This window comes from Bacillus sp. FSL W7-1582 (assembly GCF_038593325.1).
Classification (GTDB): Bacteria; Bacillota; Bacilli; order Bacillales; family Bacillaceae; genus Bacillus; species Bacillus altitudinis.
Map to the genome: position 1 here is coordinate 175,925 of NZ_CP151987.1, position 20,192 is coordinate 196,116.

Here is a 20,192-nt window from a genome sequence, read left to right on the forward strand (position 1 = left end):
AGGAAGAAAGTGAAGGATGGAGGTGGCCGGCATGCTTGTCCGTTTGAATCAGGTGCTCGGCCGGATGATGCCGCTCATTACGCCTGTCAGCGTGCTATCTGGTGTATTATTGGCGGCGTATTTAAAAGATTTCACCTTTTTGGTGCCTTGGGTGTTTGCTGTGATGACATTTTCAGGGAGCTTGTCATCTACTTTTTCAGCTTTAAAACATACGGTGATGCATCCATTGCCTTTGATTTTATCGTTTATGATTTTGCATGTGTTGATGCCCCTTTATGCATGGTCAGCAGGGCATTTGATATTTGCGGGCGATTCTATGACGATCACCGGTTTGACGCTTGCGATGGTGATTCCGACAGGTGTGTCTAGTTTAATATGGGCGGCAATGTATAAAGGGAATGTGGGGTTAACGTTATCTATCATATTAATTGATACATTGCTTTCGCCATTGATTGTGCCAGTAAGCTTGTCAATCTTCGTTGGTACACAGGTCCATATGGACATGGTGGCGATCATGAAAGGACTATTCGGTATGGTGGTGCTGCCCTCTATTTTAGGGATGCTCGTTCGTCAGTATGCAAAGCCATCGGTGACAAAAGCAATGAGTCAGACCTTGGCTCCTTTTTCAAAATTAGGCTTGTTTGTTGTCGTATCGATTAACAGTTCTGTTGTCGCCCCATATTTGCGTGAACTGGATGCTGCATTTTTTAGCAAAGCAGCGACTGTCTTTTTCATTGCAATGAGTGGGTATGCTTTTGCGTGGTTGATTGGAAAGGCGATGAAATGTACCCAAGGAGAAATTGTGGCGATTGTGTATACGGGCGGTATGCGGAACATTAGCGCGGGTGCTGTGCTTGCCATTAGCTTTTTCCCGCCTGCTGTTGCTGTTCCTGTCGTGATTGGCATGCTGTTTCAGCAAGTGCTTGCAGCCTTGTTTGGCTTTTTACTTCATCGTTTCGAGCTGAAAGTACCTGCTGTGACTAAGTCTTTATCATGAAAAAACCTCCATCCTTTAAGGTGGAGGTTTTTTTGCGATTAATAGATGAGGTATTTTTTTCGTTTCTTTTCGAACGTTTTCAGGTCATGGTGGTATTGTTTCATGATGTGTTTGATGGAAGTGCCTTTATTGATTTCTTCTTTGATCCAGCTATTCCCGATGAGTTTATCAAAGCTGCCTGTTTGTAGGAATTGAAAGTCATTAGGATACAAGTCATGTATTGCTTTGATGATAGATAGACCTGTTTTGACTGCTTCGAATGATTTTCGGTCTGTGACATAAAGCTGTACCCCGTGAGACAAAGTCCCGGCATGTTTTGAAAAGGTAGGGGTAAATGAGACAGGTCTAAATTGAACGCCTTTTAGTTTTAACCCATTTAAATGATCTGCTAGCTCATTGCTATTGATATATGGGGCGCCAATGAGTTCGAACGGTTTTGTTGTTCCTCTGCCTTCAGAAACGTTTGTGCCTTCGATTAATCCTGTTGCTGGGTAGACAAAGGTACTATCAACGGTCGGCATGTTAGGTGAAGGGAGGACGAACGGCAGCTTCGTGTCATCGAACGTCATGGATCGTTTCCAATGTTTCATTTTGATCACTTTTACATCAGCGTTGATATGAAACTCTTTGTTAAACATGTATGCAAGTTCTCCAGTTGTCATCCCATGTCTTAATGGGATGGGATAGAGACCTACAAATGAGGCATGTTCTGGCTCTAATACGGGTCCTTCTACTTTTAGTCCGCCTATTGGGTTTGGACGATCTAAGACAACAAATGGAATGTTGTTTTCCTTAGCCGCTTCCATTGCATACGCCATCGTGTAAATATAGGTGTAATAACGAGCACCAACGTCTTGAATATCAAATAGCAGGACATCTACATTTTTGAGCATTTCAGGAGTTGGCTTTCTTGTTTTTCCATAAAGAGAGTAAACAGGCAGGCCTGTTTTTTCGTCAGTATACGATTCGACGCCTTCTCCTGCTTGTGCATCACCACGGACGCCATGTTCAGGCCCATACAAGGCAGTCAGTTTGATATCGGGGTGTTCAAATAGCAGATCGACACTGCTTTTCATGTTTGCATCAATGCCTGTAGGATTCGTAATAAGCCCTACTTTTTTCCCTTTAAGCCAAGAGAGGTTACTTGAGAGTAATGTTTCGATACCTGTTTTGACTGTTGCTTTTTTTCCTTTTGTATCTGTTCGTTCTGAATCTGCGGGGGAGGCGGCGGTCAATGTGCTGATCATGAGAATGCTAGCGAGTATCAAGCTTGCTGTCTTTTTCAAGAGAATCCCTCCTATTTGATCTGTTTGCCTTTTAAATTGAGTCCATAGCCAAATGGGTAAAGGGTTTGATTAGGATGAGTGACTGATGGGATAGCGACGGGCAATTTTCCTTTAGGTGAGGCCGCTCCAAAAATCACTTCTAGTCCCGCAGGAATATTGGGTTGATTGAATTGTCCATTTGAGTAGCCTTTAAAACCGTACACAGCCAGTAAGGCGTCGGCTTCCTCGAAATTTGCAGCATCATATGGGTTTCTAAGACTCATGATGACCAATTTTTTGTTTTGTGCTGCTGCTTCATTCATGACAGCACGAGGGAAGGCCGTTGCCCATTTTTTCGGATCCTGTACACCGTCATCAATGACGCCATCATTCACAGCCGGGTCATTTTGGACAACGTAAGAGCCGGTAATGACATAGTCAGCATTTTGAATGAGTTTGGCTGTTTCTTTGGAGAAGCTCTTATCTGCAAATGCGTATGATTGGATACGCACAGGTTTGATCTTTTTTTGTTTGATTAGTGATTCAATTGTGACGGACATTGCTTTTGTTTGATCTTCGTATGGTGCCATGAGTACGATTTTGTCATTCTTTTTAGGCTTAAAAGGCAAGGTTTTGTCGTTGTTTTTAAGGAGAGTGATTCCTTCACGTGCCATTTTTTGTTCTGCTTTTCGGTGCGACTTTTGACCAACGAGCTGTGTGGCTTTTTTGATTTTCTTCTCAAGGCTTACTGATTTATTGGCGGAAATGATGCCGCGTTTGATCTTTAATTGAAGGATTTTTTCGACAGATTGATTGATCTGAGATATCGGGATTTCTTTTGTGAGAACTGCTCTTTTTAAAGCATTGAACACATTCTCTAGGTTTTTTTCTGTCTTTAAGGACGTGACAGGTGCTGGCATGAGGGCAATGTCGACGCCTGCTTTAATAGCCATTACCACAGCTTCTTCCTGTCCGAAGTTATCTGCAATCGCTTTCATATTGAGGGCGTCTGTTACAACCACTCCTTGAAAGCCCATGTCTTCTTTTAATAAGTTTGTGATGACTTTTTTTGATAAGGTTGCTGGAACCATAATGTCCTCGCCATCTTTTTTGCTTTTATACGTTGTGTCATCAATGGCTGGGAATTGAACATGAGCGGTCATGACCATATCTGCCCCTGCGTTGATTGCTTGTTGAAATGGATACAGCTCCACCTTTTTAAGACGATCTAGATCATGTTCGACAAGCGGAAGACCGTAGTGACTATCAACAGCTGTATCACCATGTCCCGGGAAATGCTTTAATGTGGAAATGGTCTTTTCCTTTTGAAGTCCTTTCATGGTTTGCAGACCAAGTCTCGTGACAAGTTCAGGGTCAGAGCTAAAGGAACGGACACCGATGACGGGGTTATTCGGGTTATTATTTACATCAAGAACAGGAGAGAAATTTGTATTGATACCTAGAGCGTTTAATTCTTTACCGATGATTTTACCAGTGTCATAAGCATTTTTCTCACTTCGAGAGGCACCAATCGACATATTTCCTGGGAAATGTGTTCCCTTTTGTAGTCTTGTGACGATTCCGCCTTCTTGATCAATGGAAATGAGTAAAGGAATGTTGGGTGATGCTTGTTGAAATTCATGTGTGAGTTTGACGGTTTGTTTCGTATCAACGACATTTTCTGCAAATAAGATGACACCGCCTAAATGATATTTCTCTACAAGGTGAGAAACTTCTTTATTCATTTTTGTGAAGCCTGTAGGAGCGGATTCACCTTCTGCTTGCCAATTGCGAAAGTCTGGCATGAGCATTTGGCCAATTTTTTCATCCAAGGACATGTCCTGAACCATTTGTTTGGCAGTTGGGAGAGGGGCGGAGCTCACCTTTTCCGTTGGAATGGAAGAGGTGAGCAGGGCCAAAACGAGTGCAGCGGGGAACAGAGCTTTTAACATCAAATTCCTCCTTTTACTTAAAAGATTCGTAGATTGCGGTCATGATGCTTCCATAAGTACCAGTTGGGAAAAGGTCACCTTCAAATTGATTTGGGTTGACTTCAGGTGAAACGACGGGTGAATGTTTTTTATTTGTTAGCAAGACGACGCCTAGATTGTGTTTTGGATCAATCAGTGTCATCGTTCCTGTCCAGCCTGTGTGTCCGTACGCTTCTTTACTTGCGTATTTCCCAAACATCCATTCCATGTCAGTATTGCCGTTTTTCCGCCAGCCTAGCCCGTAAGTTGGGTTCGTGTCTGATGATTCCGTAAAGAGATCGATAGAAGCTTGGTCAAAGATGGTTGTTTTCCCATAGCCTCCTTTATTGAGCATCAGCTGAAGCAGTACGGCCATATCTGATGTATTAGAGAAAAGTCCAGCATGTCCGGAGACACCTGCCATTGAGTAATAGGCTTTCTCATCGTGGACTTCACCTAGCAAGGTATACCTGCGAATGTTTTCAAAATCAATGACACCATCTCTTGTATTGCCTAGACGCTCGGTTGCTGCAAAATGCTTTGGCTTGAATCCCTTTTTCAGCGGATTGAACATGGTCTGTTTGAGACCAAGCGGTCGATAAATCATCGACTCTACATATTGATCAAGTGGCATACCGGTTTTTTTCTCAATGATCATGCCTAACAGCATGTAATCAATATCACTATAAATATGCTGAGTGCCTGGCTTGTATTGCAGAGGTACCTTTGGCAGCCATTTCATGGTTGTTTGTCTATCTTGAGAGAAAAAAGAGCCCGCTTGCTCTTTGCTATAAAATAAAACACTGGAAGGCAGTCCGGCAGAATGGGTGAGAAGATCCTTGACTCGAAGCTGATCTTTGCCGGTTACCTTTGCATCTGGTTCATCTTGAAAGTCGGGCAGGATGGTTTGTATTTTTTCATTTACATCTAGTTTTTGTTCATATACTAGCTTTTGCAGGGCATAGTTGGTGGCATACATTTTTGTATTGGATGCCAAATCGAACAGTGTGCTCTTTTTCATTTTCTTATAGAATTTGAGTTCTGTTGTCCCTTTATATTTTTGTCTGTAGCCATAGGCTTTTTGATGGACGATCTGACCATCCTTGATAATGATGAGTGCTGCCCCTGGAAACCCTGCTTTGATATCGTTTTGAATCATGTGATCAACCTTCCTAAGCTGCCTAGAAGAAAAACCTACTTGTTCCGGTCGTTTTGCTTTTTTTAAGACGGGATATTCTTCAGGTGCTGTTTTAGACAAAGACGATACAGGATGGGAGCTAGTTGCAAATGTTTGTACTGGTAACCCTAGGAGCATGAACAGACTTGTGATGATGAGAAAATATTTCTTCAAGAGCTAGACCTCCTATTGCTTATTTTCCTCGAATTCAACAGCCATATCATCATGAAATCCAAATAAGTATGTGAAGATAAATCCAGCGACATATGCAATAAAGAGTCCTATTAAGTAAAGTAGCATTTGATGTGTGTGAACGATAAAGGTTAATGGGAGACCTGATACCCCGATTGCTTTAGTGGCGATTTGGAAATAGGCTTGAAATGCTCCGCCGATTCCAGCGCCGAGACAAGCGGTGAGGAAGGGTCTTCCGAGCGGGAGTGTGACACCGAAAATGAGCGGTTCTCCAATTCCAAGCATTCCTGAAGGAAGTCCGCCTGCAATGGCTCTTTTCAGCTTTTTCTTTTTTGTTTTCATATAAATGGCAAAGGCAGCACCGACCTGTCCTGCGCCTCCCATAGCGAGGATTGGCAGAAGCGGGTCATCTCCAATTGAATTAATCAGTTCCATATGAATAGGTGTTAGGCCTTGGTGAAGTCCAGTGACAACAAGAGGAAGGAAGGTCGCACCAAGAACAAATCCGGCAAAAATACCGCCAATGTTTAATAGATAAGTAAGTCCAGAGGTGATGGCATCAGATATAAATCCGCCGACTGGCATGAAGATAACGTACGTGAAAATGCCTGTAATGAGTAGTGTGATGGTTGGTGTGACGATGATATCGAGTGATTGCGGGACGAAGCGTCTGATCCGTGTCTCAACAAGTGCCATAAAAATAGCTGCAAGAAGAACACCGATGAGTCCGCCTCTGCCTGGTAGAATATTAGTGCCAAATAACATAATATCAGCGGCAGCTGGGTTAATGATGAGAATACCTGCTAATGCGCCTAATGCAGGAGAGCCACCAAATTCTTTTGCGGCGTTTGTTCCTACTAATATACCGAGATAAGCAAACAAGCCTGAGCCTATAACGGTTAGGATAATCGCAGCTTGAGATTTTTCATCGAGCCAGCCTGCTTGCACGACCGCTTTTGTAATACCCGTTATAAGACCCGATGCAACGAGTGCTGGAATAATGGGAATGAAAATGCTGGCGATCCGCCGTAAGAACAGCTTGAATGGTGTGCGGTTCTTTTGTGAAATGGCTTGTTTGTTTTTCTGTGCTTCGTTGTTTAAGTCATATGAACCTGAGGCGTTGAGCAGCTGTTCAAACGCACTTGATACTTGGTTGACAACACCTGTGCCTAAAATGATTTGCAGTGTTTCCGCTTCGACGACGCCAATGACGCCATCGAGTTCTTTGATCGCGGTGGTTTGCACTTTTTCACGATCAATGGGTGTAATTCGGAGACGTGTCATACAATGTGTGTGGGAAGAGATGTTTTCAGAACCACCACAGAGTGAAAGGATTTCTTTCGCCAACTGCTGATATTTTTTTTGATGACTCATGTTGAATCCCCCTTTGTTTTTCGTTTCATGGAGCGGATGGCATGCCTTGTTTTGTCAATATATTGTGCTGTCTGTTCATATTGACGGGAGGCTAAACTGAGGAACAAGACATCGATTAAATAGAGCTGTGCCATTCTAGAGGAAGTGGCAGCACTGCGAAAAGGTGCTTCATTGGAACCGGACGTTGATAGATGGACATCACACAATGCAGAAACGCTTGTATGCCCTGGATGCGTTAAAGCAATGGTTTTCACTTCATTTTCTTTTGCGAGCTGAAGGGCTTGGATGATGTCTAATGTTTCTCCTGAGAAGGATATACCGAACACAATGTCATTCTTTCCAGCATTTGCGATGACCGTAGATGCGATGTGCATGTCAGTGAAGGCAGTGGCTGCATAATTGATTCTGAGAAATTTCTGCTGGGCATCAGCTGCGACGATGCCAGATGCACCCACACCGATAAAATGGATTTGGTTTGCATTCAGCAGCAGTTGAACAGCTTTTTCTAAAGCTTCTACATTTAAAATAGAGGCTGTATCTTTGATCGATTGAATGGTGTTTCCTGCTGTCTTTTGAATAATGGATTGAAGTGGTTCATCTTGTTCGATATCCCGGTAGCCTTGTTTATCAGTGTGCATTAAGTCTCCAGCGATCCGCATTTTCAAATCGTGATAGCCATCCAGCCCGAGAGACTTACAGAGGCGGATGACGGCAGAGCTGCTTGCACCGGCAGCCTGACTGATTTCATGCACTGTGCTTTTAATGACTTTGTCAGGATGGGCAAGGATATAGTCTGCAATGATTTTTTCAGATTGGGGAAGCTTTGATTTCATTGTGTGTAGTAGGGTGAGTCCGCCTGCTGACATGAGTTTCCTCCTTTAAGATTGATGACGTAAGATGGCTTTGGCGATGTGACCATCTGCTTTGTTGAGCAGGTCTTTGGCTGTCTTTTTATCTGTTTTGGTTTGGAGCATGACGATGGCTGTTTTAACTTCTAAATCGGCTGCTTCAAGGGCTTTTACGGCTTGTTCGTAGGAAGCATTGGTCACATGCTGAATGATGGTGATGGCGCGTTCTTTTAGTTTATGATTGCTTACTTTTACATCTACCATCAGGTTTTCATATACTTTGCCTTGTCTGATCATGACAGAGGTGGAAAGCATATTTAAAATCATTTTATGAGCGGATGCGGCTTTCATTCGTGTTGACCCAGTGATGGCTTCTGGTCCTACGACGACTTCAATGGCGCAGTCTGCTAGTTCGCTAATCTCTGCTTGTTCATTGCAGCTGAGGGCTACTGTTTTTGCTCCAATGGTTTTAGCATAGTTTAAAGCGCCAATGATATAGGGTGTTCTACCGCTCGCCGCGATGCCGACAACTGTATCTTTTGATGTCAGGTGGATGTGTTCTAAATCTTTTTGACCAGCTTCTTCACTGTCTTCCACATCTTCTGCTGCATGTGAAAAGGCAGAGTCTCCACCGGCCATGATGCCTACGATGACATCAGGTGAAATGCTATAGGTAGGTGGACATTCGACCGCATCCATTACCCCAATTCTGCCGCTTGTTCCAGCGCCTAGATAAATGAGTCTGCCCCCATTCGAGATGGATTCAAAGGCAAAGTCACTTGCTGTCTTTACGTCTGGAAGGACACGGTTGACGGCTTGAGCGACCTTCATATCTTCCGCATTTATCATTTGGAGTATTTCTAGCGGGCTTGCTTGTGAAATTCCCATGGTGTTAGGGTTTCTTGATTCTGTTGTCAAAGAACGCAGTTGAGATGGCTGCATGTGACATACCTCCTTATTTCTTCATTTTCAGTATATTGAGTATGACATGAAATTTCAATATTATATTTAAATACTGAAATTATATTTCAGTCGAAATGTTGTGCTGATGAGGGTTGAATAGTTAGAAAATAAAAAAAATAAAAATCCCCTTTACAAAAGGGGGACAACCTGTATATAATAACTTTTGTCAGCTTCACGGAAACAGTAAACTTGACAAACTGGCCCGTTGGTCAAGCGGTTAAGACACCGCCCTTTCACGGCGGTAACACGGGTTCGAATCCCGTACGGGTCACCATCATGTGGAGGATTAGCTCAGCTGGGAGAGCATCTGCCTTACAAGCAGAGGGTCGGCGGTTCGAGCCCGTCATCCTCCACCATATGCCGGTGTAGCTCAACTGGTAGAGCAACTGACTTGTAATCAGTAGGTTGGGGGTTCAAGTCCTCTTGCCGGCACTGTTTTTCTTTTATCAATTCCATATGTGGAGGGGTAGCGAAGTGGCTAAACGCGGCGGACTGTAAATCCGCTCCCTCCGGGTTCGGCGGTTCGAATCCGCCCCCCTCCACCATTTTTGGGCTATAGCCAAGCGGTAAGGCAACGGACTTTGACTCCGTCATGCGTTGGTTCGAATCCAGCTAGCCCAGTTAAGACACCTTTTTTAAAAAGGTGTCTTTTTTTTATTTTGACGATTGGAATGTATAACTATTCAAAATATTGTTGAGTTGAGTCAAAAGGTACCGAGAAAGTAAAATATAAGCATGAACGGAAAGGGGATGTACATATGGGAGATCGAAAGAAGGTCACGATTGTCGGGGTGCCGATGGATCTCGGTCAAATGAGAAGAGGCGTTGATATGGGGCCGAGTGCCATTCGCTGTGCTGGCGTAAAAGAAAAATTGGAATCGCTTTCATTTGGTGTCGAGGATTTAGGGGATATTCCTGTTGAGCAAAGGGATGATGAGAAAGGTCTCTATACAAGTGAAAAACTGAAAAACTTAACGGAGAATGCTGGCGCAAACCAGCTTCTTGCTGAAAAGGTTAGCAGTATTGTGCAGTCCGGTTCGTTTCCGCTGATTTTAGGCGGGGATCATAGCATTGCAATTGGTACACTAGCCGGTGTAGCCAAGCATTATGAAAATTTGGGTGTCATTTGGTATGATGCACACGGTGATTTAAATACAGAGGAAACCTCTCCTTCTGGGAATATTCATGGGATGCCACTTGCTGTCAGTCTCGGTCTTGGGCATGCTGATCTAACGAATATTGGCGGTTATGCGCCAAAAGTAAAGCCTGAGAATGTGATCTTGATTGGTGCTCGTTCTTTAGATGAAGGAGAGCGGGCATTGATTAGAGAAAAAGGCATTAAAGTGTATACGATGCATGAAATTGATCGATTAGGGATGACGAGAGTAATGGAGGAAGCCATTGCGTATTTAAAAGAAAGAACAGATGGTGTTCATTTGTCGCTTGATTTAGACGGCCTTGATCCAGCGGAGTGCCCTGGCGTGGGAACGCCGGTTGCTGGCGGCATCAGTTATAGAGAGAGTCATCTTGCAATGGAGCTTTTAGAGGAAGCAGGGATTTTGACATCTGCTGAGTTTGTTGAGGTGAATCCGGTATTAGATGAGAAAAATAAAACAGCAGAAGCGGCAGTTGCATTAATTGGTTCTTTAATGGGTGAAAAGCTATTATAGAGCGGGACTTGTTCCCGTTCTTTTTTTAATTTTGGGGAAATTTAAGGATATGTTAAGGTTTTTACCGGCTGATAAGCGTAACATGCTGTCAAAAATTTGTTACACTATTTTTTAGAGGAGAATGAAACCTTTTGGAACGAGGTTCGTATACATAAAGACCGGTGAAGGCAGAGGTTGAATATACTATGGAAACAATGATTAAAAAGAGAATTAAGCAAGTGAAAAAAGGCGACCAGAACGCATTTGCAGACATCGTAGACCTGTATAAAGACAAAATTTATCAGCTGTGCTATCGTATGCTTGGGAATGCACATGAAGCAGAAGATATTGCGCAGGAGGCGTTTATTCGTGCCTATGTGAATATTGAGAGCTTTGATGTGAATCGTAAGTTTTCCACGTGGCTGTACCGCATTGCAACCAACCTGACCATCGACCGTATTCGTAAAAAAAAGCCGGATTATTATTTAGATGCAGAGGTGGCAGGGACAGAAGGACTGAATATGTATTCTCAAATTGCGGCTGACGGCATTTTGCCAGAGGACGAGGTGGTGTCGCTTGAATTATCGAGCACCATTCAGCAAAAAATTTTAAGATTACCCGATAAATATCGCTCGGTCATCGTATTAAAGTATATTGATGAACTCTCGTTAAAAGAAATTAGTGAGATTCTGAATATACCAGTTGGTACGGTGAAAACGAGAATACACAGGGGTAGAGAGGCTCTCCGGAAACAGTTGAGAGACCTTTGAGTGAGGTGATTTTGATGAGCTGTCAGGAAAAAATCGTCCTGCTTATGCATCAGTATTTAGACGGGGACATAGAGCCCGAAGATGAAAAAGAATTAAAGAGCCATCTGCAATCGTGTGAGGAATGCCGTACTCATTTTCAGCAAATTGAGAAATCCATCGCGCTCGTGCAGAGTACATCTCATATAGAAGCACCATCTGATTTCACTGCAAAGGTGATGGCAGGTCTTCCAAAGGAGAAAAAGCGTGTGTCGATTCAAAGATGGATCAAAGCTCATCCGCTAATGGTCGCCGCTGCCCTCTTTGTCATATTGATGGGAGGCAGTCTGTTTACAAGCTGGAATACGGATCATAATTTCAGTGTGTCAAAGCAGCCGAATCTCGTGGTTGAAAATGATACAGTGACGGTACCTAAAGGGGAAACCGTCAAAGGTGATGTCACTGTGAAAAATGGCAAGCTGATTGTAGAAGGCAAGGTTGATGGAAACGTAACAGTCGTCAATGGAGAACAGCTGACTGCTTCTGCCGGACAAGTCACTGGTCAAATCAATGAAATTAATGAAGTGTTTGATTGGGTTTGGTACAAAATGAAGTCTACAGCACAAGATGTGATGCGGGTCATTGGGCCAGAGGAGCAAAAGTAAATCAAACAGTTTGAGAGCAGTCTCTAGGGGACTGCTCTTTTTCTATTGATGGACAGACTTGAATGCCAGCCAGATATGGCAACTATTTTCCTTGCTGAAACAAAATGTGGTATAATAGCCACGCTATGTACTTACACATAGGCTCTTTTTTTATAAAAAATGAATCGAACGAAGAATAACTGAAAATTCTGGAGGACGAGGAAATGGCTTTAGGGGATATTCCTTTTTTGCAGTACCTCGGTAATGCTGTTGATATTCTCGTTGTTTGGTATGTGATATATAAATTAATGATGGTCATCCGCGGAACAAAAGCGGTTCAGCTTTTAAAGGGAATTGTCGTCATTGTTCTCGTCAGGATGGGGAGTGCGTATCTCGGTCTTAACACACTTCAATGGCTGATGGATCAAGCGATTACGTGGGGGTTCCTTGCGATCATTATTATTTTTCAGCCAGAGCTAAGGAGAGCGCTTGAACAGCTTGGGCGCGGCCGTTTCTTCTCTAGAAGCGGAACACCTGTAGAGGAACAGCAGCAGAAAACGATCGAGGCAATTACAAAAGCAATTAACTATATGGCAAAACGAAGAATAGGCGCGCTGTTAACGATTGAGCGCGATACTGGGATGAATGATTACATAGAGACCGGAATTCCTTTAAATGCAAAGGTGAGTTCTGAGCTGCTGATTAATATCTTCATTCCGAATACACCGCTTCATGACGGCGCTGTGATTATGAAGCGTGATGAGATTGCAGCTGCAGCGTGTTATTTACCGCTGTCTGAAAGTCCTTTTATCTCTAAGGAGCTCGGTACACGTCACCGCGCGGCAGTTGGTATTAGTGAAGTAACGGACAGTTTAACCGTCATCGTCTCCGAGGAGACAGGCGGCATTAGTGTCGCAAGAAATGGTGATCTCCATCGAGAATTGACAGAAGAAGCGCTTGAAGAAATGCTGATTGCTGAGTTTAGTAAGAACAGCAAAGATGCTTCCTCGACCAAATGGTATTGGAGGGGCAAGAAAAATGGATAAGATTTTGAATAATCGCTGGGCCGTTAAGTTTCTTGCATTGGTCTTCGCTTTATTGCTGTATGGTGCAGTCAATTCAGCGCAAGCGCCCACGCCGAAAAAAATCGGTGAATCCTTTTTCCCAACATCGACAACAGACGAAGCAACCTTAACGGACATTCCTGTTAAAGCATATTATGACGACGAAAAGTATGTAGTCACTGGTGTGCCGCAGACAGTCAATGTCACGATTAAAGGATCAACTAGTGCTGTGAAAACAGCAAGACAAACGAAAAATTTTGAAATTTACGCAGATATGCAAAACCTGACGACAGGTACACATAAAGTCGAATTGAAGGCAAGAGATGTATCGAAAGGAATCACGTTAACGATTAATCCGTCTGTGACGACTGTGACGATACAAGAAAAAACGACAGCTGAATTCCCTGTTGAAACGGAATTTTATAATCAAAATAAAATCAAAGACGGCTATTCACCAGAGCAGCCTATTGTGAATCCGAAAAATGTCACGGTTACTGGCTCAAAAGACGTGATCGACAAAATTTCTGTCATTAAAGCATTTGTGAACTTAGAGGATGTCGATCAGCAAATTGAGAAAGAAGCGAAGCTCACTGTGTATGATAGCAGCGGGAATGAGCTACCAGTCGAAGTGAGTCCGTCTGTGGTAGATATTACGGTCCCGATTACGAGTCCAAGCAAGAAAGTTCCGTTTAAGATTGAGCGGACGGGCAGCTTGCCAGATGGGATCAGTATCTCAAGCATCGAGACAAGCCCAAGTGAGGTGACAGTCTACGGTTCTCAAAAGGTGCTGGATGCACTTGATTTTATTGACGGCGTTAAGCTCGACCTAAGCAAGATTAAAGATGATACAGAGATTGATGCCGACATTCCACTGCCAGATGGTGTGAAAAAGGTATCGCCTGAAACCGTTAAGATCAAAGTGAAGGTTGCAACAGCTGAAGAAAAAAAGATCGATAATGTCCCAATTTCTGTCGTGGGTCTGAGCAAGGATCTTAGCTCTGCATTTGTGAGTCCGTCTTCTGGGCGTCTCACACTAACAGCAAAAGGATCAAAGAGTGCAATTGATAAACTAAAGGCTTCAGATATTGAAGCCTATATCAATGTCGGGGACTTAAACGAAGGAACACATGAGGTCAAAGTACAAGTGAATGGCCCTCAAAATGTGACATGGACATTATCTAGATCGAAGGTCAAAGTGAAACTGACTTCTACTGATACAGAAGATCAGCCGGCTTCTACGAATGATCGGAAAGATCAATCATCCGATGATGATCAGGAAGAGAAGAGTCAAAAGGAATCAACACAAGATAAAGCAAAAAAAGAATCGAGTCAAAGACAGCGGGTCAAAGAAGATAATAAAGAGGACGCAGCGTCCTCTTGAATGGTAAAAAAGGAGCGATTGAAACATGGGCAAGTACTTTGGAACTGATGGTGTAAGGGGTGTGGCTAATAGCGAATTAACGCCAGAGCTCGCATTTAAAATTGGGAGATTTGGCGGCTATGTGCTCACGAAGGATAAAGAACGTCCAAAGGTACTCGTTGGACGAGACACGCGTGTATCTGGTCATATGTTAGAAGGAGCACTCGTAGCAGGCTTACTTTCAATTGGGGCTGAAGTCATGCGTTTAGGTGTGATCTCAACACCTGGTGTGTCTTATTTAACGAAAGCAATGGATGCAGAAGCAGGTGTCATGATTTCAGCTTCGCATAACCCAGTTCAAGACAACGGAATTAAATTTTTCGGCGGTGACGGTTTTAAACTGTCAGATGAACAGGAGAATGAAATCGAGCAGCTGATGGATCAGCCGGTCGATCAATTGCCACGCCCAGTTGGAGCGGACCTTGGAACAGTAAATGACTACTTTGAAGGCGGTCAGAAATACTTGCAATTCTTGAAACAGACAGCAGACGAGGATTTCACAGGTATTCACGTAGCGCTTGACTGTGCACATGGTGCAACATCTTCTCTTGCAACACATTTATTTGCAGATTTAGATGCAGATGTGTCAACAATGGGAACATCACCAAACGGATTGAATATCAACGATGGCGTAGGTTCTACTCATCCAGAGGCACTTTCTGCTTTTGTGAAAGAAAAAGGAGCGGATATTGGTCTTGCGTTTGATGGTGACGGCGACCGCTTAATTGCAGTCGATGAAAAAGGTGATATTGTAGACGGCGATCAAATTATGTACATATGCGCACGTTATCTAAAGGGTGAAGGCCGATTGAAGGATGACACGGTCGTGTCAACGGTCATGAGTAACCTTGGTTTCTATAAAGCGCTTGAGAAGCAAGGCATTAAGAGCATTCAAACCGCTGTTGGTGACCGCTATGTGGTCGAAGCGATGAAAAAGGATGGCTATAATGTCGGAGGCGAGCAGTCAGGCCACTTGATTTTCCTTGATTATAATACGACAGGTGACGGCATGCTTTCTGCGATCATGCTGGTGAATACACTAAAAGCAACAGGAAAAACATTGTCAGAGCTTGCAGCTGAAATGGAGAAATTCCCGCAACTTCTAGTGAATGTGAAGGTATCTGATAAGTATAAAGTGGAAGAAAATGAAAAAGTAAAAGCTGTGATCCAAGAGGTTGAAAAAGAGATGAACGGTGACGGACGTATCCTTGTCCGTCCATCTGGAACAGAGCCGCTTGTACGTGTCATGGCAGAGGCGAAAACAAAAGAGCTGTGTGATGAATACGTGGCTCGCATTACGGCTGTTGTCAAAGAAGAAATGGGTATTGAGTAATTGATCAAAGCAAATCGCTAAGCAGCGGTTTGCTTTTTTTTCGAATAAACGTCATAAGAGGAAAGTTCTATACGAATGATATAAGCGAGGGCAATTTGCTGCTTGCTTTCATACATAAGAGAGCACATCAAAGGTAGAACGTGACAAGCCTCATCGCATATAGTGTAGGGAGGTCTTACTTTCTCACATGAAAGGGATCACCCGCTAAATTGTGATTGACGGAGGTCAGACCTTATAGTACAATCATCCTTGTGTTACTGGATTTTTATTCTAGCAGGAAAGGCAGGGTAGATGTTCAGCCACTCTTATAATTATAGCGCCCGAACTAAGCGATCGAACGAGACAGATGCTTAGTTGACGAGGATGGAGGTTATCGAATTTTTCGGCGGATGCCTCCCGGCTGATCAAATATAGAGATCACAGCCGTAAGTGTTTCTTTAAAGCAAAGAGGTGACTCTTTGTACAAAGGGAATACACATGATCTCCCAAATTAAACATGTAGAGAGGGACGAAGAAATGTCCCTTCTATTTTAGTAGGCTTTCTTTGTCCCTTTCACATGATCGGGAGGAAGAATATTTATGTGTGGAATCGTAGGTTATATTGGTCAGAATGATGCGAAGGAAATCTTATTAAAAGGTTTAGAGAAGCTTGAGTACCGTGGGTATGACTCAGCAGGTATCGCTGTGGCAAGCGAAGAAGGCGTGCATGTGTTCAAAGAAAAAGGACGTATCGCTGAGCTTCGTGAAGTCGTTGATGCAAACGTGGCATCTTCAGCAGGAATTGGACATACACGCTGGGCAACACACGGTGTACCAAGCCATCTAAATGCGCATCCGCATCAAAGTGCTTCTGGCCGTTTTACGCTTGTTCATAACGGTGTCATCGAGAACTATGTACAATTGACACGCGAATATTTACAAGACGTCACACTAAAAAGCGACACAGATACAGAGGTTGTTGTTCAAGTCATCGAACAATTTGTGAATAGAGGTCTTGATACAGAGGAAGCTTTCCGTCAAACGCTTCTTCAACTAAAAGGCTCTTACGCAATTGCCCTTTTCGATAACGAAAACAAAGAAACAATCTATGTGGCGAAAAACAAAAGCCCATTATTGGTTGGTTTCGGCGAAGATTTCAACGTTGTGGCTTCTGACGCAATGGCGATGCTTCAAGTAACAAACGAATATGCGGAATTAATGGATAAAGAAATGGTCATTGTCACAAAAGACGAGGTTATCATCAAAAACCTTGACGGTGATATCATGACACGTCCTTCTTATATCGCTGAGCTGGATGCAAGCGACATTGAGAAAGGCACATATCCTCACTACATGTTAAAAGAAACGGATGAGCAGCCGCTTGTTATGCGCAAAATCATCCAAGAATATCAAGACGAAAACGGCAAGTTGTCAGTCGCTGGCGATATCGCAAGCGCAGTAGCAGAAGCAGACCGCATTTACATCGTGGCTTGTGGAACGAGCTACCATGCTGGACTTGTTGGTAAACAATACATTGAAGACTGGGCGAAAGTACCTGTAGAAGTCCATGTAGCAAGTGAATTCTCTTACAACATGCCGCTTCTATCGAAAAAGCCATTGTTCATCTTCCTTTCTCAATCTGGAGAGACTGCGGACAGCCGTGCTGTACTTGTTCAAGTCAAAGAGCTTGGTCATAAAGCATTAACGATCACAAACGTACCAGGATCTACGCTTTCTCGTGAAGCAGACTTCACATTGCTTCTTCATGCAGGACCAGAAATCGCAGTGGCTTCAACAAAGGCTTACACAGCGCAAATCGCTGTTCTTGCGATCCTTGCATCCGTTGCAGCTGAATTAAATGGTCAATCTCTTGACTTCGACCTTGTGAAAGAGCTTGGAATTGTAGCAAACGCAATGGAAGCCCTTGTCGATCAAAAGGATGAAATGGAACAAATCGCTCGTGATTTCTTTACAGTGACACGTAACGCATTCTTTATCGGAAGAGGACTTGATTACTATGTGTGCCTTGAAGGTTCACTCAAACTAAAAGAGATCTCTTACATCCAAGCAGAAGGATTTGCTGGCGGAGAACTGAAACACGGCACCATTGCTTTAATTGAAGAAGGCACACCGGTCATTGCCCTTGCAACGCAAGAGCACGTAAACCTCAGCATTCGCGGTAACGTCAAAGAAGTCGTTGCACGCGGCGCAAACCCATGTGTCATCTCACTAAAAGGCCTAGAAGACGAAGGCGACCGTTTCGTCCTTCCAGCTGTACACCCAGCACTTGCACCACTTGCATCTGTTGTCCCATTACAGCTAATCGCTTACTACGCAGCCCTTCACCGCGGGTGTGATGTGGATAAACCACGTAACCTTGCGAAGAGTGTGACGGTGGAGTAGGTTTCAATAAAATCGGAGTTCGAATAGTAAAGTTGTTTAAATATGGAATTTTGGCACCCGTTCGCTTATAATTAAAATAAGAGAGCGGGTGTTTTTTTTATTTTAGGAGGAAAATAATGGTTAATACTAGACAAAGATTGAATAAGAGAAGAAAAACTTTAAATGAAATTCAAAATCTAGTTAATAATGCTGCTAACTTACTAATAATACATTATTCTTGCGAAAGTTTTTATCATATTAAAGACGGACGCACTCCTAGAATAACGTCAATTGCAGTTCGTTATTTTCATACAGGTCAAACAGAAACTTTTTCTATTCATAAAGTAGCTGAAAAAAAAGGATTTTTAGCAGAAATTGAAGCGAGGTATGACGAGTTAGAAAAGGTAATGTTAACTGAATTTTATAAGTTCATAAAAACTCATCTGAATTACAATTGGGTTCATTGGAACATGAGAGATATTAATTATGGCTTTCAAGCTATAGATCATAGATTTAGTGTATTGGGTGGTAAGCCAATTTCAATACCAGATTCTCAAAAGTTTGATTTAGCAAGAAAACTAGTTGATATTTATGCAGATTATGCCGATCATCCGAGGTTAGAAAAATTAATAGATTTAAACAATATAACTAAAAAAGATTTTTTAACGGGCGCAGAAGAAGCGAAAGCTTTTGAAGAATTAAAGTATGTTGAGTTACATCGTTCAACGCTTAGGAAAGTAGATATTTTTCATGCCATACTTGAAAGAGTTATTGATAAGAGTTTGAAAACTAAAAGTAAATGGCATCATATTTATGGATTTACACCACAAGGAATATTCGAGTCTATAAAAGATCATTGGATATTTGCGCTAATTTCTATAGGAGTAGGTGCAGCGTTATCAGCAGTATTTGGTATTGTGTTTCTAGAATTTTTGTAAAGGTAGGTAATCTACATGAAAAACGTCAAACAGTGGAACTAAAAACAAAAATCTCTAGTTGTATTAAAAAAGTTGAGGGCAAGGTGAACTTGCTCTTTACAAGTCCTTGTTAACAATTCAAGATGCACTTTCTCGAGGACGTGTGCATCGTTTCGGTGTTTGAAAGCATCGAGTGAACACATTTATTTTCGTATTTAATAAGAAATTTTCAACTAGTATTTCAGTAGAAAGTATTAATAAACGACATTAAGCTTTCAAAAAAGATGAAGGAAATAAAAAGGTATATATGATTGTTTATAGATAGAGCATAAAAGGACTTGTAAATTTTATGACTGTGAACAGCGTAGGTTAAGAAATTTAGGTAGAACGTCTATTTTAGAGCTTTAAAAAGAGCTAATCATGCTATCTCCTTCAAATGTTTAATACTGAGACTGCACCAAAATAAAAGGAATAGACATTTTATATAGTGGGAGTAGAAACTTTTGAAGACCTGGCAATATCAATATGTAACGAAAGAAGAGAGCAGATACATGACCAAACCTAAAATCTACACAATGAGCTTCGCAAAAGTCTATCCTCTCTATATCGCAAAGGCAGAGAGAAAGGGTCGAACGAAGGCTGAGGTTGATACGATTATTTGTTGGTTAACGGGGTACAGTCCAGAAGAGCTACAGGAACAGATAGATAAACAGATAGACATTGAAACCTTCTTTGCTGAGGCTCCTGAGCTTCATCCTTCCCGCAGTTTAATTAAAGGAGTCATCTGTGGTGTAAGGGTAGAGGACATTGAGGAAGAAACCATGAAAAATATTCGGTATCTAGATAAGCTGATTGATGAGTTAGCCAAGGGAAAGAAAATGGAAAAGATTTTGCGAGATTCGTCATGAACATCACAATCAAGCCCAGTGAATAACCTTCACTGGGCTTTTTTATATTTATAGACCATTCGACCAATAAAAATAAAATCCATTTGAACGAATTCTCTCTTCATGTCGTCAAAAGAAGTAATACCAAAACAAATTGACGTTTGAAAAGGGAGTGCCGTGTATGGATATGAAGATGATTTTACCTCTTATTTTGCTACAAGCGATTTTAATGGTGATTGGTTTGTTTGATTTGTTGAAAAGAGATCCGTCGAGAATCAGGGGAGAAGTGAAGTGGGTTTGGGCTTTGGTGATTGTGTTTGTGGCGAGTGCCGGTCCTATTGCGTATTTCATTTTTGGTCGTAAACAATCTTAGTAGGGGGGATTC

17 protein-coding genes and 5 tRNA genes are annotated in these 20,192 nt (G+C 42.5%); 16 read left to right on the top strand and 6 right to left on the bottom strand.

Annotated elements, in window-relative coordinates; translation table 11 throughout:
- Positions 1–31 precede the first annotated feature (31 nt).
- Positions 32–997, top strand: a complete 966-nt coding sequence (locus NSQ11_RS01010) for a bile acid:sodium symporter family protein (protein ID WP_224562963.1) — start codon at positions 32–34, stop codon at positions 995–997.
- 38 nt (positions 998–1,035) lie between these two features.
- Here NSQ11_RS01010 and NSQ11_RS01015 read toward each other — a convergent pair whose 3' ends face one another.
- Genes NSQ11_RS01015 through murQ form a run of 6 tightly spaced genes read right to left on the bottom strand, consistent with a single transcriptional unit; the run spans position 1,036 to position 8,765 of the window.
- Positions 1,036–2,283 carry a DUF1343 domain-containing protein gene (locus NSQ11_RS01015; protein WP_017358872.1) on the bottom strand — a complete coding sequence of 416 codons (1,248 nt, stop codon included), beginning with the start codon at positions 2,281–2,283 and terminating at the stop codon, positions 1,036–1,038.
- 11 nt (positions 2,284–2,294) lie between these two features.
- On the bottom strand, positions 2,295–4,214 hold the full coding sequence (locus NSQ11_RS01020) for a glycoside hydrolase family 3 protein (RefSeq protein WP_017358873.1): 1,920 nt from the start codon (positions 4,212–4,214) through the stop codon (positions 2,295–2,297).
- A gap of 13 nt (positions 4,215–4,227) precedes the next feature.
- The gene (gene pbp4b / locus NSQ11_RS01025; RefSeq protein ID WP_216943092.1) at positions 4,228–5,583 is read right to left on the bottom strand and encodes a penicillin binding protein PBP4B; all 1,356 of its coding nucleotides are present in this window, start codon (positions 5,581–5,583) and stop codon (positions 4,228–4,230) included.
- Between the two features lie 12 nt (positions 5,584–5,595).
- Entirely contained in the window at positions 5,596–6,975 is a 1,380-nt protein-coding gene (locus NSQ11_RS01030) for a PTS transporter subunit EIIC (RefSeq protein ID WP_008344031.1), read from the bottom strand.
- Positions 6,972–7,841: a MurR/RpiR family transcriptional regulator gene (locus NSQ11_RS01035; protein WP_007498558.1), complete on the bottom strand. Its 870-nt coding sequence runs from the start codon at positions 7,839–7,841 to the stop codon at positions 6,972–6,974. Before NSQ11_RS01035 ends, NSQ11_RS01030 begins: the two co-directional genes overlap by 4 nt.
- Positions 7,842–7,853: 12 nt before the next feature.
- Positions 7,854–8,765: an N-acetylmuramic acid 6-phosphate etherase gene (murQ, locus tag NSQ11_RS01040; protein ID WP_249476522.1), complete on the bottom strand. Its 912-nt coding sequence runs from the start codon at positions 8,763–8,765 to the stop codon at positions 7,854–7,856.
- 220 nt (positions 8,766–8,985) lie between these two features.
- Between murQ and NSQ11_RS01045 the strand changes: the two genes are divergently transcribed.
- The 15 genes from NSQ11_RS01045 (at position 8,986) to NSQ11_RS01115 (ending at position 20,180) form a co-directional block, all read left to right on the top strand.
- Positions 8,986–9,060, top strand: a tRNA-Glu gene (locus NSQ11_RS01045).
- A gap of 6 nt (positions 9,061–9,066) precedes the next feature.
- Positions 9,067–9,142, top strand: a tRNA-Val gene (locus NSQ11_RS01050).
- A 3-nt stretch (positions 9,143–9,145) separates the two neighbouring features.
- Positions 9,146–9,218 (top strand) — tRNA-Thr (locus tag NSQ11_RS01055).
- 28 nt (positions 9,219–9,246) lie between these two features.
- Positions 9,247–9,331, top strand: a tRNA-Tyr gene (locus tag NSQ11_RS01060).
- Positions 9,332–9,335: 4 nt separating this feature from the next.
- Positions 9,336–9,407: transfer RNA gene (locus NSQ11_RS01065), tRNA-Gln, on the top strand.
- Positions 9,408–9,544: 137 nt separating this feature from the next.
- Complete coding sequence (gene rocF, locus NSQ11_RS01070; protein WP_342501207.1) at positions 9,545–10,456, top strand: arginase; 912 nt, start codon at positions 9,545–9,547, stop codon at positions 10,454–10,456.
- Positions 10,457–10,641: 185 nt separating this feature from the next.
- Positions 10,642–11,205, top strand: a complete 564-nt coding sequence (gene sigW, locus NSQ11_RS01075) for an RNA polymerase sigma factor SigW (protein ID WP_007498553.1) — start codon at positions 10,642–10,644, stop codon at positions 11,203–11,205.
- A 14-nt stretch (positions 11,206–11,219) separates the two neighbouring features.
- Entirely contained in the window at positions 11,220–11,846 is a 627-nt protein-coding gene (rsiW, locus tag NSQ11_RS01080; protein ID WP_008344028.1) for an anti-sigma-W factor RsiW, read from the top strand.
- 203 nt (positions 11,847–12,049) lie between these two features.
- Positions 12,050–12,871, top strand: a complete 822-nt coding sequence (cdaA, locus tag NSQ11_RS01085; RefSeq protein WP_008344027.1) for a diadenylate cyclase CdaA — start codon at positions 12,050–12,052, stop codon at positions 12,869–12,871.
- The gene (locus tag NSQ11_RS01090) at positions 12,864–14,270 is read left to right on the top strand and encodes a YbbR-like domain-containing protein (RefSeq protein ID WP_035704327.1); all 1,407 of its coding nucleotides are present in this window, start codon (positions 12,864–12,866) and stop codon (positions 14,268–14,270) included. The genes cdaA and NSQ11_RS01090 overlap by 8 nt, the downstream gene beginning before the upstream one ends.
- 25 nt (positions 14,271–14,295) lie before the next feature.
- Entirely contained in the window at positions 14,296–15,642 is a 1,347-nt protein-coding gene (gene glmM, locus NSQ11_RS01095) for a phosphoglucosamine mutase (protein ID WP_008360584.1), read from the top strand.
- Between the two features lie 579 nt (positions 15,643–16,221).
- Positions 16,222–18,024, top strand: coding sequence for a glutamine--fructose-6-phosphate transaminase (isomerizing) (gene glmS / locus NSQ11_RS01100; RefSeq protein WP_342501208.1), 1,803 nt, complete (start codon positions 16,222–16,224; stop codon positions 18,022–18,024).
- A 116-nt stretch (positions 18,025–18,140) separates the two neighbouring features.
- On the top strand, positions 18,141–18,941 hold the full coding sequence (locus NSQ11_RS01105) for a hypothetical protein (RefSeq protein WP_017366477.1): 801 nt from the start codon (positions 18,141–18,143) through the stop codon (positions 18,939–18,941).
- Between the two features lie 530 nt (positions 18,942–19,471).
- Positions 19,472–19,828: a DUF2200 domain-containing protein gene (locus NSQ11_RS01110; protein WP_026050037.1), complete on the top strand. Its 357-nt coding sequence runs from the start codon at positions 19,472–19,474 to the stop codon at positions 19,826–19,828.
- 160 nt (positions 19,829–19,988) lie between these two features.
- Positions 19,989–20,180, top strand: coding sequence for a PLD nuclease N-terminal domain-containing protein (locus NSQ11_RS01115; protein ID WP_003217265.1), 192 nt, complete (start codon positions 19,989–19,991; stop codon positions 20,178–20,180).
- The last annotated feature ends 12 nt before the right edge of the window (positions 20,181–20,192 follow it).

Bases quoted from the DNA above. Each gene is read 5' to 3' on its own strand.
- NSQ11_RS01010 (WP_224562963.1), top strand. From the start codon at position 32: ATGCTTGTCCGTTTGAATCAGGTGCTCGGCCGGATGATGCCGCTCATT.
- NSQ11_RS01020 (WP_017358873.1), bottom strand. From the start codon at position 4,214: ATGTTAAAAGCTCTGTTCCCCGCTGCACTCGTTTTGGCCCTGCTCACC.
- NSQ11_RS01030 (WP_008344031.1), bottom strand. From the start codon at position 6,975: ATGAGTCATCAAAAAAAATATCAGCAGTTGGCGAAAGAAATCCTTTCA.
- NSQ11_RS01035 (WP_007498558.1), bottom strand. From the start codon at position 7,841: ATGTCAGCAGGCGGACTCACCCTACTACACACAATGAAATCAAAGCTT.
- murQ (WP_249476522.1), bottom strand. From the start codon at position 8,765: ATGCAGCCATCTCAACTGCGTTCTTTGACAACAGAATCAAGAAACCCT.
- rocF (WP_342501207.1), top strand. From the start codon at position 9,545: ATGGGAGATCGAAAGAAGGTCACGATTGTCGGGGTGCCGATGGATCTC.
- sigW (WP_007498553.1), top strand. From the start codon at position 10,642: ATGGAAACAATGATTAAAAAGAGAATTAAGCAAGTGAAAAAAGGCGAC.
- rsiW (WP_008344028.1), top strand. From the start codon at position 11,220: ATGAGCTGTCAGGAAAAAATCGTCCTGCTTATGCATCAGTATTTAGAC.
- cdaA (WP_008344027.1), top strand. From the start codon at position 12,050: ATGGCTTTAGGGGATATTCCTTTTTTGCAGTACCTCGGTAATGCTGTT.
- NSQ11_RS01090 (WP_035704327.1), top strand. From the start codon at position 12,864: ATGGATAAGATTTTGAATAATCGCTGGGCCGTTAAGTTTCTTGCATTG.
- glmM (WP_008360584.1), top strand. From the start codon at position 14,296: ATGGGCAAGTACTTTGGAACTGATGGTGTAAGGGGTGTGGCTAATAGC.
- glmS (WP_342501208.1), top strand. From the start codon at position 16,222: ATGTGTGGAATCGTAGGTTATATTGGTCAGAATGATGCGAAGGAAATC.
- NSQ11_RS01105 (WP_017366477.1), top strand. From the start codon at position 18,141: ATGGTTAATACTAGACAAAGATTGAATAAGAGAAGAAAAACTTTAAAT.
- NSQ11_RS01110 (WP_026050037.1), top strand. From the start codon at position 19,472: ATGACCAAACCTAAAATCTACACAATGAGCTTCGCAAAAGTCTATCCT.
- NSQ11_RS01115 (WP_003217265.1), top strand. From the start codon at position 19,989: ATGGATATGAAGATGATTTTACCTCTTATTTTGCTACAAGCGATTTTA.